Genomic DNA, 17,490 nt, shown 5'->3' with positions numbered 1-17,490 from the left:
TTATGCAGACATTCCCTCCGTTGGTAAAGACAAAGCGGATTCTCGTCATCGAAGACAATCCCGCCGATTCGAGACTCATAGACCTTTATTTGCAGGATGCAGCCGGGAACGAGTTGGAGACTTCTTTTGCACAGACCGTCGGCTCCGGACTAGAACAACTTAGGACTTCCTTCGGAGGATTGGATTGCATCGTCTTGGATCTTTCCTTGCCGGACAGTTTCGGGCTAGACGGTTTCGACGCGATCCGCTTGGAATTTCCGAGGATCCCGATCGTGATTTGCTCCGGGTCCGAAGATTCCGGCCTTGCGACGGAGGCTCTGAAGGCCGGCGCTCAGGACTATCTGATCAAAGGGAGATTCGATCCGTACCTTTTGCACCGATCCATCCTCTATGCCATAGAACGGAATGAATTCCTTTTTCGCCTGAACGAACAAGCCGCAACGATCCGTGATAGCGAGGAAAGATATAGGCTCTTGTTTGAGAATAATCCGCACGCTGTGTGGGTCTATGATTATGAAACTCTGGAAGTCATAGATGCGAACCAAGAAGTGGAAAAATTGTACGAATACAGTTGGGAGGAAGTCCGAAGGCTTGCTATTTCGGATATACGCATCTCTTCCGAGGCGCAAAAGGCGATGGAAGATCATATGCGTCTCAAAAGCGGAAAGAATCATCCCATCGCCTCCGTTCACAGAAAAAAGAACGGAGAACTGATCCTGGTAGAAGTCACTTCTTATAAATTCAGATTGCGGAATCGGGAAATCGTTTTAGCCATCGTTGTCGACATCACCAAATGGAAACAGGCGGAGGAATCCTTACGCGAATCCATTCGGGACAAGGAAATCCTTTTGCAGGAAATCCATCATAGGGTTAAGAACAATCTGCAGATCATGGCTAGCCTCTTGAATTTGCAGACGAATTACGCGAAGAACAAGGTAGTCATTCGGGAGTTGAAGGACACGGAGAGTAGGATTTATTCCATGTCCTTAGTGCATAACGAATTGTACAATTCCAAGAATCTCGCGGAAGTAAATCTGCGTTCGTACGTGGACAAACTTTTGGACAATCTATGGAACGTTTACGGAACGGGAGAAAAAATCCAGCGCAAGGTGGACGTCGGGGAATTGAGTTTAGAGGTGGAAAAAGCGATTCCTCTCGGAATGATACTGAATGAGATCGCGACGAATTCGCTGAAATACGCGTATCACCGGAAAAATTCCGGAACCTTTTTCGTGAGTGCGGGCCGCGAGGGAAATATCGTCAAGCTGGAGATCGGGGATAACGGACAAGGGATTCGGAATCTAAGCGAGGTGGAACAAAAAGAAACCCTCGGATTGCAACTTGTGAAAATCCTGGCAAAACAACTCAAAGCCGGCTTGGATCTGAACACGGGGGAATGGGGAACGAGGTTCGCCCTGGAATTTTCACTGGATTGAAAGAGGGGAGTCTGCCTTTTTTAAAATTCCGTTCGCTTATGCCGTAAGTTTTTTAAATTCCGTTACGCAGTTTTTACAAGCCGTAGAACACTCGCCGCATTCCTCATGATGCTCGGAATGCTTGTCGCATTGACGAGAACATGCTTCGCATACTTCTAAGCAGATGGAAGCGAGCCGTTTCGTCGAATTCGAGTTTAGGCTCGCCAGTTTCAGGAAGGCTCGGCAAAGCGCCACCGTCTCCTCTACGCTCCTTAAGCAATCGGACATTTCCGAACGGCCTTGGGACAGTTGGTCTATGCACATCGCTATACAAAGTTCGCCTTTGAGTATACACTCGGAGGCCGCCGAGATAGCGGAGTTCGCATGCTTCATTTTTTTTCCGGATCCTTTTTTTTATGGGAAGGTCCGCTTTCCTGGGCTATAAGGTCCGATACATTTCCCAGTGCAAGCGCCGCACCCCCGGCCAGGCCCAAAAATTCGTTTCTTGATAATTTTGGATTCGTCATTGCATCGGATAAAATCCCCTATCCTTTCCGGCTTTCGAGAACTTTTCGAAAAGCCCGACAAATTTCTCCAGAAACTGGAGTGTAACAAAAGAATTGGTCGTCAAATAAGCCGAGTAGATGCAAAGTTCGCAGCCAGAGCTCGGAAAAAAGACGATGACTTCTCCGGACCTACGGAAAGACCGAATTTTGATTTTAGACGATGCCCCCGAAAACTGCCTTTTGGTGGAAAGGATCCTTAAAAAGGCGGGGTATGGGGAAGTGATTTCCACGCAGAATCCGGAGACCGCTCTGGAATGGTTGGGTTTAAGCGGGGATCCGAAGAAAAGACGGCCCGTATCCCTTTTGCTGTTGGATATACTCCTGCCGGGTGGCCAAAACGGGCTAGACCTTCTCCGCCAATTCGGAGATCGGGAGGAACTTGCAGATCTTCCTGTGATCATCATCACCGCTATACACGATACGCACACTTTGGAATCCGCTTTCGAGGCGGGAGCCGTGGATTATGTTACCAAGCCGTTCGACGCTACGGAGCTTAGGGCGAGAGTGCGGTCCGCTTTAAGGCTGAGACACGAGATGGTACAAAGGCGGCGCAGGGAAAAGGATCTAGAAGAAATTACGGACAAACTCTCCGAAGCGTACCAGACCCTTCTTCGAGTCTCTAGAACCGATGGACTTTCCGGGATTTGGAACCGAAGATTTTTCGACGAGATTTTGGACGTGGAATGGAAGAGAGCCAATCGTTCCGAAAAGCCGATTTCCCTTTTATTGATCGATATAGATTTCTTTAAGAGATTCAATGATACGTACGGCCACCAAGCCGGGGACGATTGCATCCGAAAAGTCGCATCCGTTTTAAAAGAGACCGCAAAGAGAGCGGGGGATTTTGCGGCAAGGTACGGTGGAGAGGAATTTGCAATCATTTTGCCCGAAACGGACGAAGAGCGGGCCATAGTCGTGGCGGAAAAGGTCCGGGCGAAAGTCGTAGAATTGCAGATCCCGCACAAAATGTCGGAAACCTCGGAAAGCGTTTCCGTCAGTATCGGAGTCGCTACCGGCAAAGGAAACAAAAACGATATGAATCGGGAAGACCTGGTTCGTATGGCGGACGAATCTCTGTACGAATCCAAAGCCGGCGGAAGAAATCGTGTGACCCCTTATTCCACCTTGAACCGAAACGACTCCTGATTTCCCGGTTTCAGTTTTAGGACTCAATCGACACCGAAAAAGGAAGGTCCGAGCGCTAGAAACTGGATCCGAACATGTCCCAAAGTCCCTATTTCCTGCCTTTATTTAAATCAATTGATCGATATAAATAAAAATGAAAGTCCTAAATTTTGGAGACAAAACATTTTAATTGATTGACTTCTCATAACATTATGGTTCCCATCTTTCCTGCCACTTTGGTGTGGTGATCCGGTTTGTTCGAAATAAGAAGTTTGGTTTAATTTATACCAAACGTTTTGAATAAATAAAACGGGTGAATGCGGAAAACGAAGAGAAACAAATGAGGCGCTCGTTCCCAAAGAAGGACCCGCAACACAGATAGGGCCGGAGGGAAAGCTTCCTCAAGAGAATAGTGCAAGAGAAGAGGTATAAGATGTTTCGTGTAGCGAGGATTTGGATAAGTTCGTTACTAGTTTTTCTAGTGTCAGGTTCGTTACTGGCTTCCGGGGGAGGTTCTTCATCTCAACCCCTTTCCGGATCGTATCCCATCATATTGGCCCATGGAATTTTCGGATGGGGAAGCAACTCCGGAATCATAGACTATTGGGGTGGAAACGCAGCCTACCTTCAGTCGAAAGGGGCTACGGTAATTACTCCGACCGTTACCGCGATGGATTCTTCCGCAAACCGAGCCGCTCTTTTGAAGACCGCGATTCTAACAGCCTTAGCGGCAAACAATTATAACGGAAAGATCAATATCATCGGCCATTCCCAAGGCGGGTTGGATTCACGTTATATGGTATCCAACCTCGGAATGTCCAGTAGAGTTGCGACGTTGACCACGTTGAATACTCCTCACTACGGCAGCCCGGTGGCAAACGTAGTTGCAGCGGTGATTCCTAGTTGGGCATTGCCTTATGTGGCAACCGTGCTAAACGCGATCGTCGGAGTTGTTTACGGCGAATCGAATGAGAATGCGATCGCCGGGTTGAAACTCCTGACGACCGACGGGTTGGCAGCATTTAACAGTGTCACTCCGAACGCTTCCGGTGTGAAATATTTCTCTTATGGATCCATTATCACCGTTCCGGATTTGATTCAACACCCTGCAATGGGTTTGACGTATCCGATCTGCGCGATCGGAGCTCCGTTCTACGGACTTAGCATCGCGAACGATGGAGTGGTGCCTTCTTCCTCACAACTTTGGGGTACTTGGATGGGAGGACCTTCTTACGGAATCCTAACTTCGGGTGTGGACCACTTGGAAGCAACGAATGCTTTGTATACGGGACAGACTTGGTATGATACCAACGGTTACTTTCTGAGCATGGCTTCCAACGCGGCAAGCAACCAATAATTCCTCCCGAACCGGGAAGTTTTATGTGGCCCTTCCGGAATTTCCGGGAGGGCTTTTTTATTTTTCCTGAATTTCCGGAAAAAATTGCAGAAAAAATCCGATTTTTTTATCGAAAACGGAAATTTGTTTGCATTGCACAAAGTCTTATTTCTTAGTAAAGATAAGGGACGTAATGATTCGTGGAAATCCCCGGATGGGACAGGCTAGTACGAGAATTTAAGGACCGATTTTTCCAAACGGTAAAAGTTCCGGTAGAGGTGCATTCCGAATCCGGTCATTTTCCGGCGACTTGGGCGGGGATCGAAGGGACTTCTCTTAGCTTGACCTTGGATCGGTTTCATCCGGAGCCGGAAGGGCAAAATGCGACCCTAGAATTGCGGGTTCCTTTTTGGAAGGATCCGATCTTATTTTCCGGAAAACTTCTGCAAAAGAAAATGGTGCGCTCCAAATCCCCGGAGAGGATCACCGACACCGTCCTGATTTTCGAATCCGAACTTACGGAGTTCCTGAAAAAGAACCTTCCTAAGTTCGATCTAAAGATTCCGAAAAAATAGATTTCTTTTTCGTCTTTCGGGATTCCGTTATAAAGAAATTTCTAAAATCATGGGAGCATGGTCGGAAAGGATCGGGTCCTTTTTGATGGTTAGGCTTTTCAGTTTTTTTCTCAATTCCTCCGGAACAAAGAAGTAATCGATCCTCCAACCCTTGTTCTTTCCTCTGGCTCCCGCCCGGAAGGTCCACCAGGAATATTCCTGTTTTTCCGGGTACAAGGCTCGGAAGGAATCCAGCCATCCCGTTTTTAGGAAGTCCGTGAGCCAGGCTCTTTCTTCCGGTAAAAATCCGCTGCTTTTCGCGTTTCCTTTCGGGTCGTGAATGTCCTTTTCCGTATGGGCTATGTTTACGTCCCCGCAGAGGATGATGTTTGGGTGCTTTTTTTTCATTTTTTGCGAAATCTTTAAAAATTCGGCAAGGAAGCGCATTTTAGCGGCTTGTCGTACATCTCCGGTGGTTCCGGAGGGAAAATAAACCGTCCAAAGGGCAAACCCTCCGAAATCGGCGAGAACGCTTCTTCCTTCCTTATCGAATTCCTCCACCCCGATTCCGTAGGTTACCTGTTTCGGCTCTTTTTTGGTCCAGAGGCCCACTCCGGAATATCCCTTTTTTTCAGCGGAATGGAAATACGCTTTGTACCCCAATTTTTCCCAGAGTTCCGGAGCAAGTTGGTCCGGTTGTGCCTTCGTTTCTTGGAAACAGATCAAATCGGGGTTTTCTTGTTCGAGGAATTCTCCCAGTCCTTTGGTCCAGGAGGCGCGGATACCGTTACAGTTTAAGCAGATTACTTTCATAAAATCGGATGGGGTTTCCCAGGATTTTCGGGATGCGGACAAGAGGGAAAGAAAAAAACTGGTTCCCTATGGGGATTCGTATCCGGGAAGTAGACGGGAGCTTTTCTCTCAAACCGATCTTAGAGCGCGCCAAAGAGGACATGGGAGAAACCCTTCCTTTGGTTTCTCCGATTTTGGAGGCGGTCCGAACTAGAGGAGACGAGGCGCTCCGGGAATTGACCCTCAAGTTCGACAAACTGGAATGTGAATCGTTTTATCATCCGGTTTCGGAATGGAAAGGTTCCGTTTCAAGCGAACTCCAAGGCGCTCTGGAAAAGGCGAAGGAGAACATAGAGGCTTTCCATAGGGCCCAGGTTCCCGCTCCTTTGGATACGATCGTTTCGGGAAATCGTTTAGGAATCCGTTATACTCCTATCGAATCTGTTTCCGTTTATGCACCGGGAGGGAAGGCATTATATCCTTCCACCATTCTGATGGGAGTACTTCCGGCGAAAATTGCCGGAGTTCCCCATGTTCAGATCGTGACTCCTCCCCAAAAAGGAGGAATTCCGGACGGTTTGTTTGCCGCGGCAAAGATAGCGGGAGCGGACGCGATCATCACCGCCGGGGGAGCCCAGGGAATCGCCGCTGCGGCGTTCGGTACGGAGACCATCCCAAAATCGGAATTCGTTATCGGTCCCGGAAATAAATTCGTGACAGCTGCTAAGATCATCTTGAGCGGGCAGGGAAGAATCGGAATCGATAGTCCGGCCGGACCCAGCGAAGTGCTGGTCATCGCGGACGATTCCGCGAATCCGAATTGGGTAGCGGCGGACCTTCTTTCCCAAGCGGAACATGGAGAGGATTCCGCGGCTATCCTTTGCACCGATTCCATGGAATTTGCGAAACGGGTTTCGGAGGAATTGGATCTGGCTCTACTGCAAAGACCGAAGAGGAAAGATATGAAGTCCGCTTCCATCGCAAACGAAGGTTGGATATTGGTCTTTCCCGACTTGGAGTCGTGCTTAACATTCTCCAACGAATACGCTCCCGAGCACTTGGAGATCCAGACTAGAAATTATCAGGAATTGTTCCGGGGAGTCAAGCATGCAGGCTCCGTCTTTTTAGGGCCGTATTCTCCGGTCGCAATGGGGGATTATATCAGCGGGACGAACCACATTCTTCCTACGGCGGGGGGAAGCCGAATTTTTTCCTCCTTAGGCGTAGCCACCTTTTTAAAGAGAGTGACATACCAGGAAGTGAATCAAGCTTCCTTAACGGAACTATACCCGCACGTAAAAGTTCTTTCGGAATTCGAAGGGCTGGACGAGGAACACGGGAATTCGGTGAAAATCCGCATCGCCGGGAATTGAACATATGATCGTATTAAAAAATCCGAATGAACTACGCGAAGTCGTCCAAGGCTGGAAGCATGACGGTGCGGAAATCGGTTTTGCGCCGACCATGGGTTTTCTCCATAAAGGACACGGAGCTCTTTTTTCGCGCTCCGCGTCGGAAAACGATAGGACCGTCGTCTCTATTTTCGTAAATCCCGCGCAGTTCAATGATCCGGAAGACTATTCCAAGTACCCGATCAGCACGGAAAAGGATCTGGAACTCTGCAAGGCTGTGGGAGTGGATTTGGTCTATTTGCCGGACAGGGATAGCGTCTATCCGGGGGGAATCCCGAGCATAGAACTTCGGATCCCCCGATTGATGCGGAATCTGGACGCGAAAACAAGACCGGGACATTTCGAGGGAGTGCTTCTGGTTCTATCCAGATTTTTTCATGCGGTGGAGGCGGATCGTGCCTACTTCGGCAAAAAGGATTACCAACAGTACCTGATCGTAAAGGAATTCGTGCGTATGTTGGGGTTTCCGATGGAGATCATCGGAGTGGAAACGGTGCGCGATCCCGAGGGTTTGGCCTTAAGTTCCCGAAACGCAAGGTTGTCGAATTCGGAAAAGGAGGAGGCGCTTTTATTATCTAGGGCGCTACGTTTGGGGGAACGTCTGATCCAAAAAGGAGAAACGGATCCCGAAGCCGTGAGAGCGATCCTGTCGGACGTCTTGGATTCCTCGACATCTCTTAAGACCGATTATCTGGAAGTGTTGAACGCGGATTCGCTCGAAGAATTACAGGTCTTGAAAGGCGAAGTGCTTTTGGCCGTGGCGGCCTTCGTCGGACAAGTTCGTTTAATAGATAACATTACCGTTCGGATATCCTAGAAAGTTCATGTCAAGAGCCGAAGTCTCCGCCGCCGATTGGAAGCGACCGCTTTCCCAAAAAATACTGCAATCCTGGAAGAATCTACGAAGAATCGGTTCGGCTCCTGCTTCCGTTCACGGCTTATTGGCCTCCCTGATCGGAGATATAAGTCCGCGATCCGTAGTCGTAATCAGCCCCACCAATACCGAAGCGGAGTTTCTTTATCGAGAATCCCTCAGTTTTTTAAAACCGGAACGAACTCATTATTTCCCGGGCCAGGAAGTTCTGCCGTACGAATACATGCGTTACCCGCAGGAAATGAAACGGGAGCGCATCAAGGTTTTGGCCAAGATTCTTTCCGGTGAAAAGGCGATCCTGTTCACGTCCGTGGCCGGCTTTCTCAAATCCGTTCCCGCGCCCGAGGCGTTGAAAAGCAGGACGATCAAACTGGAAGTAGGGCAAGAGTTCGGTTTGGACGCACTACTTCGCGAACTTTTGCGTTTGGGTTATTCGCGAAAGGACGTCTGCGAAGCGTTCGGCGAATTCAGTCTGAAAGGCGGAATTTTAGACGTGTTCTCCTCCCTTTCCCGGGATCCGATTCGGATCGATTTTTTCGGGGAAGAAATCGAATCCATCCGCACTTTCGATCCGGCAACGCAGAGATCCTTGTCGACTATGGATAACGCATGGATTTTGCCCGCGGACGAATACGTCCTTACCGAGGAACAAAAAGTCGCATATCGGAAATTGATATCCGAAGCGGATTCTTCCCTTCATCTTCCCGAAATTCCGGACGATTCCGGCGGAACCTATTTCGAGGAATTGGTTCCTTTCGTGCGTCAGAATACGGGTTTTCTTTCCTACTTCCGGGAGCAGCCGCTGCTTCTGTTTCCGTCCGCGAACGATTCCCAGGAAAGACTCGCGAATTTGTTAAGAGAATTCGAATCGCTCTATGAGAAGAGGAATAAAGAAGTACTGTGCGCTCCTCCTTCTCTCCTCTTATCTTTGGAAAAGGAATTCAAATCGGTCGAGAATGCGGAAGGTATCCTGTTTTCCCAACTTCCACCGTCGGGGCCGGAAGACTTGGTCTGTCCTTTGAAGGAGGCTCCTGCTTTTAAAGGGAAAATACGGGAAGTGAGGGAAAAGATCGCGCAGTTGCGGGAAGAGGGGGGATGGACCGTCGTATTGACTTCCTCCTTCGAGGCGCAGACTAAGAGGCTTCAGGGATTGTTCGAATCCGAAGGGATCCGACTTTTGAATCCCGAGTCCGTCGAGCCGGAGGAAATCCTTTTCTCCAAGGGTCGGGAGGACGTCTTTCTGGCTGTATCCGAGATTCGTAGCGGCTTTATTTGGGAAGAGGAAAAGATTCTTCTACTTTCGGAAAACGACGTCTTCGGTCGGGAATACAAACGGAAAACTAGATTCAAAAAACAGAATAGTAAGGCGATTCAGAGCTTCTTAGACCTGAAGGAAGGCGACTTTATCGTCCACGTGAATCACGGAGTCGGGCGTTTTCTTAAGATAGAAAGGGTAAACGCGGGAGGAAAGGAGAGGGATTTTCTCAAGCTCGAATACCATGGAGGAGATAGTCTTTTCGTTCCTTTGGATCAGATATCCTTGGTGCAACGTTTCGTCGGAGGAACGGAAAGGCCGAGACTGGACAGTCTGGGAAAAAGCACCTGGAAAAAAACCAAAGACCGGGTTCAAAAAGCGGTGGAAGGTTTGGCGGAAGATCTCGTCCGCATGTATTCCAATAGGATAAAACTCCAAGGTTACGCTTTTCCTCCCGACACGATCTACCAGGAGGAATTCGAAGCGGAGTTCGAATACGAGGAGACTCCGGACCAGATAGACGCGATCGAGGCCGTCAAAAAGGATTTGGAATCCCCGAGGCCGATGGATCGTCTGATCTGCGGGGACGTAGGATACGGAAAAACGGAAGTCGCCATTCGCGCCGCGTTTAAGGTCTCGATGGCGGGAAAACAGATCCTCATGCTCGCGCCGACCACCATTTTAGCTTTACAACATTATAATACGATTAAGAAGAGATTCGAGAATTATCCCATTTCGGTCGAGCTCATCTCCAGGCTTCGGACCGCCTCGGAAACGAAACAAGTCCTGAAGAAATTTTCCGAAGGAAAAGTGGACATGATCATCGGCACCCATGCGATCCTGGCCAACTCCGTTCATCCGAAAAATCTGGGCCTACTGATCATCGACGAAGAGCAGAGATTCGGCGTGAACCACAAGGAATCGATCAAGAAGTTAAAGAATTTGGTCGACGTGCTCACTCTGACCGCCACGCCGATTCCGAGGACCCTGCACATGGCTTTGACCGGAATCCGGGAACTTTCGATCATAGCGACCCCTCCTAAAAATCGCCAGAGCGTGGAGACCTACGTGTTGGAAGAGGACGACGATTTGGTCAGGGACGCCATCCGAAGGGAGCTTTCCCGGGGAGGACAGGTCTTTTATCTTTACAATCGCGTGGAATCCATAGAGCGGGAAACCAAACGTTTGAACGAAATCGTCCCCGAAGCGTCGATCGGGGTTCTGCATGGACAGATGACGGAAGATGAGATCGAAGAGACTTTGGTGGATTTTTACGCCAAAAAATACGATATTCTGGTCACGACCACCATCATAGAGTCCGGTATCGATATCCCGAACGTGAATACTCTGCTCGTCAAGCGGGCGGATTTGTTCGGCCTCTCACAGCTGTACCAGATTCGTGGTCGCGTAGGGCGTAGCGATCGTAAGGCCTATGCGTATATGCTTTTACCGAGAGACCGCGTGGTCACCGAGGATGCGGAAAAGAGGCTGAATACGATCTACGAGTACCAGGAACTCGGTTCCGGCTTCAAGGTCGCTATGAGGGATTTGGAGATTCGCGGCGCGGGAAACCTACTCGGAAAGGAACAGTCCGGCGACATCATGGAAGTGGGATTCGATCTGTATGTCCAAATGTTGGAAGAATCCATCGCGAAAATTCGGGGAGAAGAAATTCCAGTAGAAGTCAGAACCGCGATCAATTTGGAAACGGATTTTTACATTCCGGAAACGTACATACCGGATACTCGTCAAAAAATCGAATTCTATAAGCGCTTCGAAGGTGCGAAAGATATGGACGAGATCGAAGAGATTTCTGCCGAAATGGTGGATCGATTCGGAGAGCCTCCGGAAGAGGCAAAAACCTTCCTTTTATTGGAAAAGATCCGTACTCTTGCCTCTCGTATCGGTTTTGAAACAGTGGCGGAAGTCGGAGAAGAAATTAGAATGAAATCCGGTCCGCATTTCCTAGGGAGTTACGAGAAGATCGTGAACTTGATCTCCGCTAGGGTCGGCCTAACGATGAATCCTAGAGAACCGAACGTATTGCTCTATCTTCCGGGCAAGGCGAATCAAAAAGAAAAATTATCGAATCTAGTGTATCTTCTGACGGAGATGCAGCCCGTTAAAAAGTAATGGACGAGAAGGAGAGGATCACTAATTTTTGCTTAGGAAATTCCTTATATGAAACGCATACTTCCTTTGCTCAGTATTTTCTTTCTCAATACCTTACTTATCGGATGCGGAGACGGTACTCCTGTGATCGAATCCATAGACGGAACCAAGATCACCGTCGGCAGTTTCGAGAGCGCTTATGAAACCGCGATCGATACCCTAAGTCGCACTCAAAACATAGAAAAAAAGAACATCATAGATTTTATCACGAAAGACGCGGCGGAAGTGCCCGAGCAGATGAGACCTCTCCGCGACGAATTTCAGAAAAAGACCTTTTTCGATCGTTATCGTCAGATGCTGATGATCAAGCTGGTAGCGGACAAAAGCGGTTTTACCAAAAGGGCAGATATTAAGGAAATCTTAAAGTTCCAAGAGATGCAGCTGATTTCCAACCTCTACATCGCCGAGCAAGTGGAGTCCAAGATAAAGATTTCGGAAGAAGAAGCGCAAACGGAGTGCGGCGAGTTAAGAAAGCGGAATGTGGAAGTAAATACTCTTCCGATCGATCGTTGTCTTTTGCTTGCGAGAGCGCAGATCAAAAGTCGTCGTTCCATGGAAGTCTATCCTAAAGTATTGGAAAGGGTCAAGGAAGGAGTCACGATCAAGCACAACGAAAAGTTCGATTTGGAAAACTACTTAAGCAAAAATATCGTATTTCCGGAAGCCGCCAAAACGGAGAAAAAAGAATCCTCCGAGGCTAAATGATTTCCGGAAGGACGAAACGTACTTAGTTTGGAATCTTTCCTAAACGCCCTATTCCGAAGCGTCATCGAGGCGGTTACGGAATTCCTACCTGTCTCCTCGACCGGGCATTTGTTCCTGTTCTCCTCCTTTTTCCCTTTTGCGGAAGGAGGAGAATTCGACGATCTATTCGATATCTTTATCCAGAGCGGTGCGATTCTTTCCGTGATCGTTCTATACCGAGACCGCTTTTTACATCATTTGACTCTCAGTCTGAATTACGTCCGCGGCAAAGAGAAGGATGCGACCGGTATCTTATTCGTGTCCCAGATTTTGGTGGGGGCTCTGCCCATCCTTGCGGTCGGGTTTCTTCTAAAGGGATTTTTGGACAAAATCAAAGCGAGGGAGGACCTTTTGTTGATTTTAGGCGCCGCCTGGGTCGGGGGAGGGATTCTCATTCTCATGGCCGAAGCCTGGTTTCGGAAAAATACCCCGAAGAGCAATCCGGAACCGATCCGTCTGAAAGATGCGATTCTGATCGGAATTTTCCAGTGTGCCGCCTTGGTTCCGGGAATGTCCAGGTCCGCGGCGACAATCGTGACGGCAAGGTTTTTGAAGAAGGACGCCCGTCATTCCGCCGAGTTTTCCTTTTTTCTTGCGGTTCCGGTTTTGTTAAGCGCAGGCGTCTATAAACTCTACAAACATAGGCATATTCTCAACGGAGACACCTTGCCTGTGTTAGGATTCGGTTTTTTGGCCTCCTTTTTACTCTGCATTCTTGTCATACGCTGGTTCCTTCGGTTTCTCCAATCCCACTCGTTCGATACCTTCGGGGTATACCGGATCCTGTTGGGCTCGGCCGTCTTGATCTTCTATAAATTAAATTGATGCAGACCTGACCGGAACGTAGATTGTGGCCTTGATTGGAATGCGCCTCTGGATCCGCACATTCGCACTTCTGCTATTTATCCCGACGGTCACCTGGGCCCAGGGAGCGGATCCCACGCGCACTCCTCGCGGCGCGGATTCTTCCGCCAGCGGGGAGGACGAATCCTCCAAATCCGCGGTAAAGACCCGGAATAAATTGCTTTCCCGATCCATAGAGTCCCTTACCGAAAGAGAGGTCGACGAACAACTGGAAAACCTGGGTCTGGTTCGGGAAGGATCGATTTATACGAAGCGACAAAGGTTGAAAGCCTTTTTGGAGGAAAAGGATCTCTCCGCTCCGGAGAACCTTCAGATTCCTCAGGCTCCCAAGAAGGACCCGCCCATCGTGATCGAAAACGCGGCGGAAGGAGAGCTCCTCCGGGTGGATAAAACCAAAGGAGGAGTTCTTGTTTTACGCGGAAGGGTCAGATTAAAATTGAGAAGCGGACACTTGGAGGCGGAAACGATCTCCGTGGATTCGGAGAGGCAGGAAATCTACGCGGAAGGCGGAATCCGTTTCGAGGACGGCCGAGCCAAAGTGGAAGGCGACAAATTCATTTACGATTATAAATTGGATAAAGGGGTCGTCTATAAAACCAAGGGGAGCATGGCCCCGGCATACTTTTTCGGGGAAAAATTCAAGAAACTAGACGATAAACGTTATCTACTCGAGATGGGGTATTTTACCGGATGCAATGCGGAAAAGCCCCATTATTCCTTCGAAGTCAGGAAAGTAATTCTGTACGAGGACCAAACCGCATTCGCCACCAATGTGCAGTTTAAGATCGGGGATAGAACCGTCTTTTGGCTTCCGGCTTTCTATACCAATAACTTGGGCAACGGATGGATCACACAAATGGGAAAGAACAACACGCAAGGGTTGTTCATGCAGAACTCCTACCAGTGGTCCGCTCTACCCACCAACTTTCTTGCACCTATGGGATACAAACTCCGGGCGGATTATTATGAAAAGACGGGACAAGCCGTACAGCTCGAGATGTGGAAACAGAGCGGGGCTCTAAACTACTTAATCGATTTAGGATATGCCAACCATAAGGATTACCAGATTACTTCGGCTTTTCAGGATAGATTCAGCCTTGCCACCACTGCGGTGACAAACGAGGTGGACAAGGGCACGAATTGGCTCGGCTATCCGAACATAGGGCAGCAAAGCGAACCTTGGAGGAAGGCGAGAATCTTCCTGAACTCCAAAACGAATAACACGGAAAAGGACGTAACCAGGAACTTCGCGATCCAATACGAGAACTATACCAACCGACTCTTCGAATACGAGTACGGAAACAGATACCAGCCTAGCAACAGTTTGCAGTCCTTGTACACGTATAGGGACGTTCGTTTCGGGTATGTCAGGAATAACTTGGAATGGAAGGCGGATTACACGGAGAACCGCGGGGATCTTTCCGTAAACGTGAACATGAAACGGAATATGCTCTTTTATATTCTGAGTCCGCAGAACAAGTCCGGATATTTTCCGACGGTGGACGTTCTGCCTTCGGTAACGATCAAGAACAATTCGGAGCTGACCCGGCTCCCTTACTTCGATACCCCGGTTTACTGGGATACGTACCTTACCAGTTCTCTCCTGCGTTTTTACGGGGCGCCGGTCCGTCAGACTCTGCAGATTCCCACCTTGGACGGAAACTACCAGGATCCCAACGGAAACTATAAGGAAAACCTACTGCGAACCCAGACCTTCCTGCAGGGAGAGACCGGCTTTAGGACTTCGATGAATTTCGGAAGTTATATTTCCCTCTCTCCTACGTTGTATTACGGGGCCAAAAAACAATCGGCGGCGATTCCGTCCAATAGCCAGAATTCCCAAACCACGTTTACCGCCTTGGAAAGAAGTCTCGCGAGGGATAGTTACCAATACTTCCGTACGAATACGAACCTGAGGATAGGAGCGCCCGTTCTATTCTTTAATGCGACATACAGGAAGGTGGAAGCGGAAAAACCGGATCTGCAGGATCCGGTCCTCATGAAGAATCGACAACACGAATTGGAACTTTCCCTGGAAAGCTACGCTTTGGAGAATTTCGAAATTTCCCTGAAAACGATGCGTGACCTCAGGAATTTTTCCTCTCAGTACGAGCCTCAGCCGACAAGCCAAGATCGTTGGTACTATACCGTTTTTCGATTTGCAGGTTACATAGATTTCCTGGACGGATTCAGTCGCAGGAGAAGAAGTCTGCTCGAAAGGAAAAGAAGTTTTTATACCGGAATCTTTTTCAACAACGACTTCGTTTATCATACTCCTCTGCATCGTCCTCTTTCCAATAACCTGACGGTCTCCTATAAGTTAGGAGGTTTCCGTTTGCCGTTTTTACGCTATATCCGCGAATTCGAAGCGGGAGGAACCTGGTATCATGTCTATTACGCTTCTATGATAGATAGTTATCGTTTTTTCCTAAAGGCCAGCGTGGACATCACGAGGGAACTCGGGTTCGAGGCGGAATTGGATTCCAGGGTGACGGAACCGTGGAGATATACCAACCAGACCGACAGCTATTATTACCAAAGGTATATCGTGGATAAGGATCCTACGGCGCCTTTTACTTCTATGAATATGAATTCCACCAACATTTGGCAGGATTTCGCCAACGGAACGGGAGTCAACGGAACCCAGGCTCAAAGGAGCACGGCTCTGAACATCAACCGGGTCATGGGTGTGATCAAATACAATCTACATACCATGAATTTAAAATTGGGTTTGAGCAGCGATTTACGCTCGGTTCCGGGCGGGACCACCGGAGCCAGCCAGGTGACCTTTTACGACCAGTCCATATTCTTTTCGGTTTCCTTGACGGACCTGACCATCGGGACGGAAGATACCTCTCAGTTGACAAGAATGCGTATTTATCGATTCAAAAAGCGTCCTTTGCGGGCCGGGGCTCTAGATGGAGTGGATTCGGAGTGACAAATGCTTAAAGAGAGGAGTCAGACTTTTAAACTTTTGTTCGTGTTCCTGGATGTGATCTTTTCCTTAGGAAGCTGCTTGTTCGCTTTCTTTCTGAGGTTCCACCTCCTCGATCCGAGCGGAGTCGATCGGTCTTACGTGGATACGGAAAGTTACGCGATACTTTCTTTTCTACTTTCCTTATCGCAAGTATTGGTCTTTCTTTCGGTGGACCTGTATCATCCGAGACGAGGTCTTTCGTTTGCCGACGAATTTTTGGTGATCTTCGGCGGGGTGTTTCTGAACCTTCTTTTGGTTCTTTCGCTACTTTTCTTTTTCCGCGGAGATTTGGGGAGCGAAAGGTTTTCCCGGACCTTCATCCTTGCATTCGCCGGTACGAATATTTTTTCGACCAGCATACTCCATTTTTTGACCAGGCAGATCCTAAGGTATCTTCGGAGTAAGGGATACAATTTGCGTAGAGTACTCGTGATCGGAGTTAGGCAAACCGCCGGTCGTTTTGCGGACTCCGTTCTCCGTCACCAAATCTACGGCTATCAGATCGTGGGGTACGTTTCCGGTAAGAATACGAAGCCTCTTCGAAAAGAGATGAAGGTATTGGGAAAGGCCGAAAGAATCGAAAAAGTCCTGCAGGAAGTCAAACCGGACCTGGTCGTCTACGCGTTGAACAATGAGGAAGGGGAATATCTACAGGACGTTTTGGATTCCTGCGACACCGAAGGAATCGATCTGAAGGTGATTCCCGGATTCCAGGAGTTCATCACCGCTAAAGGGCGGGTGGATGAAATGGACGGGTTGCCGGTTATCAGCATCCGGAATATTCCGATTCGTTTGGGATACAATCGATTCATCAAGAGAAGTTTCGATATCCTTTTCTCTCTGGCTTTTATCCTATTCTTCTCCCCGTTTTATCTTGTTTTAGCGATTCTCGTTAAATTGACCTCCGAAGGCCCCGTCTTTTACATGCAGGAGAGGGTGGGCTTGGACAATAAGAGCTTCCGGATGATCAAATTCAGAAGCATGGTCGTCCAGGAAAAATCCCGATCCGAAACGACTTGGACCGTCCAAAACGACCCAAGAGTCACGAAAATCGGGAAAATCATGAGAAAGACCTCCCTTGACGAAACCCCGCAGTTTTTTAACGTGCTCTTAGGGGATATGTCCGTCGTGGGTCCCCGGCCGGAACGCCCTCACTTCGTGGAAAAGTTCAAGAGCGATCATAGGCATTATATGAGGAGACACGCCGTTAAGGCCGGAATCACCGGATTAGCTCAGGTGAAAGGACTTAGGGGAGACACCTCGATCGAGGAAAGGATAGCGGTGGATATCTATTATATCGAAAATTGGTCCTTATGGCTGGACATTAAGATCATTCTTCTTACTCCTTTTATGGGGTTGATGGATAAAAACGCCTATTGATAAGGATCCGGGAAAAAGGAGAAA

The 17,490-nt window shown here is 48.7% G+C and carries 13 protein-coding genes; 11 read left to right on the top strand and 2 right to left on the bottom strand.

Translation table 11 applies throughout. The annotated features are described in order from the left end of the window. The first annotated feature begins 2 nt into the window (after nucleotides 1–2). Nucleotides 3–1,436: a sensor histidine kinase gene (locus EHO61_RS07180; protein WP_135812948.1), complete on the top strand. Its 1,434-nt coding sequence runs from the start codon at nucleotides 3–5 to the stop codon at nucleotides 1,434–1,436. A 36-nt stretch (nucleotides 1,437–1,472) separates the two neighbouring features. Here EHO61_RS07180 and EHO61_RS07175 read toward each other — a convergent pair whose 3' ends face one another. Then, nucleotides 1,473–1,808: a Csp1 family four helix bundle copper storage protein gene (locus tag EHO61_RS07175; RefSeq protein ID WP_135812947.1), complete on the bottom strand. Its 336-nt coding sequence runs from the start codon at nucleotides 1,806–1,808 to the stop codon at nucleotides 1,473–1,475. 287 nt (nucleotides 1,809–2,095) lie between these two features. On the opposite strand from EHO61_RS07175, the gene EHO61_RS07170 reads away from it, so the two are divergent. The 3 genes from EHO61_RS07170 to EHO61_RS07160 all read left to right on the top strand — a co-directional run bounded on the left by EHO61_RS07170 (nucleotide 2,096) and on the right by EHO61_RS07160 (nucleotide 5,017). Then, nucleotides 2,096–3,127, top strand: a complete 1,032-nt coding sequence (locus EHO61_RS07170; protein WP_167884826.1) for a GGDEF domain-containing response regulator — start codon at nucleotides 2,096–2,098, stop codon at nucleotides 3,125–3,127. Nucleotides 3,128–3,539: 412 nt separating this feature from the next. Continuing rightward, on the top strand, nucleotides 3,540–4,463 hold the full coding sequence (locus tag EHO61_RS07165; protein ID WP_135812945.1) for a lipase family alpha/beta hydrolase: 924 nt from the start codon (nucleotides 3,540–3,542) through the stop codon (nucleotides 4,461–4,463). A 179-nt stretch (nucleotides 4,464–4,642) separates the two neighbouring features. Then, on the top strand, nucleotides 4,643–5,017 hold the full coding sequence (locus tag EHO61_RS07160; protein WP_135812944.1) for a hypothetical protein: 375 nt from the start codon (nucleotides 4,643–4,645) through the stop codon (nucleotides 5,015–5,017). Between the two features lie 27 nt (nucleotides 5,018–5,044). Here EHO61_RS07160 and EHO61_RS07155 read toward each other — a convergent pair whose 3' ends face one another. Further along, nucleotides 5,045–5,809 (bottom strand): exodeoxyribonuclease III, encoded by a 765-nt coding sequence (locus EHO61_RS07155; RefSeq protein ID WP_135812943.1) that lies wholly within the window; start codon nucleotides 5,807–5,809, stop codon nucleotides 5,045–5,047. Between the two features lie 68 nt (nucleotides 5,810–5,877). On the opposite strand from EHO61_RS07155, the gene hisD reads away from it, so the two are divergent. Genes hisD through EHO61_RS07120 form a run of 7 tightly spaced genes read left to right on the top strand, consistent with a single transcriptional unit; the run spans nucleotide 5,878 to nucleotide 17,466 of the window. After that, nucleotides 5,878–7,161: a histidinol dehydrogenase gene (gene hisD / locus EHO61_RS07150; protein ID WP_135812942.1), complete on the top strand. Its 1,284-nt coding sequence runs from the start codon at nucleotides 5,878–5,880 to the stop codon at nucleotides 7,159–7,161. Between the two features lie 4 nt (nucleotides 7,162–7,165). Then, on the top strand, nucleotides 7,166–8,017 hold the full coding sequence (panC, locus tag EHO61_RS07145; RefSeq protein ID WP_135812941.1) for a pantoate--beta-alanine ligase: 852 nt from the start codon (nucleotides 7,166–7,168) through the stop codon (nucleotides 8,015–8,017). A gap of 7 nt (nucleotides 8,018–8,024) precedes the next feature. After that, the gene (gene mfd / locus EHO61_RS07140) at nucleotides 8,025–11,462 is read left to right on the top strand and encodes a transcription-repair coupling factor (protein ID WP_135812940.1); all 3,438 of its coding nucleotides are present in this window, start codon (nucleotides 8,025–8,027) and stop codon (nucleotides 11,460–11,462) included. A 48-nt stretch (nucleotides 11,463–11,510) separates the two neighbouring features. Next, the gene (locus EHO61_RS07135; RefSeq protein WP_135812939.1) at nucleotides 11,511–12,206 is read left to right on the top strand and encodes a lipoprotein LipL31; all 696 of its coding nucleotides are present in this window, start codon (nucleotides 11,511–11,513) and stop codon (nucleotides 12,204–12,206) included. 27 nt (nucleotides 12,207–12,233) lie between these two features. Next, a complete protein-coding gene (locus EHO61_RS07130) occupies nucleotides 12,234–13,070 on the top strand; it encodes an undecaprenyl-diphosphate phosphatase (protein WP_135812938.1) in 837 nt (278 codons plus the stop codon). Nucleotides 13,071–13,110: 40 nt separating this feature from the next. Next, nucleotides 13,111–16,047, top strand: coding sequence for an LPS-assembly protein LptD (locus EHO61_RS07125; protein ID WP_135813129.1), 2,937 nt, complete (start codon nucleotides 13,111–13,113; stop codon nucleotides 16,045–16,047). 3 nt (nucleotides 16,048–16,050) lie between these two features. Further along, nucleotides 16,051–17,466, top strand: a complete 1,416-nt coding sequence (locus tag EHO61_RS07120) for an undecaprenyl-phosphate glucose phosphotransferase (protein ID WP_135812937.1) — start codon at nucleotides 16,051–16,053, stop codon at nucleotides 17,464–17,466. Nucleotides 17,467–17,490 lie beyond the last annotated feature (24 nt).

Source organism: Leptospira fluminis (assembly GCF_004771275.1).
Classification (GTDB): domain Bacteria; phylum Spirochaetota; class Leptospiria; order Leptospirales; family Leptospiraceae; genus Leptospira_B; species Leptospira_B fluminis.
Note: the sequence above shows the minus strand (reverse complement) of the source record. Positions and strands in the feature narration are given on the sequence as shown.

Bases quoted from the DNA above. Each gene is read 5' to 3' on its own strand.
- mfd (WP_135812940.1), top strand. From the start codon at position 8,025: ATGTCAAGAGCCGAAGTCTCCGCCGCCGATTGGAAGCGACCGCTTTCC.
- hisD (WP_135812942.1), top strand. From the start codon at position 5,878: ATGGGGATTCGTATCCGGGAAGTAGACGGGAGCTTTTCTCTCAAACCG.
- panC (WP_135812941.1), top strand. From the start codon at position 7,166: ATGATCGTATTAAAAAATCCGAATGAACTACGCGAAGTCGTCCAAGGC.
- EHO61_RS07120 (WP_135812937.1), top strand. From the start codon at position 16,051: ATGCTTAAAGAGAGGAGTCAGACTTTTAAACTTTTGTTCGTGTTCCTG.
- EHO61_RS07180 (WP_135812948.1), top strand. From the start codon at position 3: ATGCAGACATTCCCTCCGTTGGTAAAGACAAAGCGGATTCTCGTCATC.
- EHO61_RS07125 (WP_135813129.1), top strand. From the start codon at position 13,111: ATGCGCCTCTGGATCCGCACATTCGCACTTCTGCTATTTATCCCGACG.
- EHO61_RS07155 (WP_135812943.1), bottom strand. From the start codon at position 5,809: ATGAAAGTAATCTGCTTAAACTGTAACGGTATCCGCGCCTCCTGGACC.
- EHO61_RS07175 (WP_135812947.1), bottom strand. From the start codon at position 1,808: ATGAAGCATGCGAACTCCGCTATCTCGGCGGCCTCCGAGTGTATACTC.
- EHO61_RS07170 (WP_167884826.1), top strand. From the start codon at position 2,096: ATGACTTCTCCGGACCTACGGAAAGACCGAATTTTGATTTTAGACGAT.
- EHO61_RS07165 (WP_135812945.1), top strand. From the start codon at position 3,540: ATGTTTCGTGTAGCGAGGATTTGGATAAGTTCGTTACTAGTTTTTCTA.
- EHO61_RS07135 (WP_135812939.1), top strand. From the start codon at position 11,511: ATGAAACGCATACTTCCTTTGCTCAGTATTTTCTTTCTCAATACCTTA.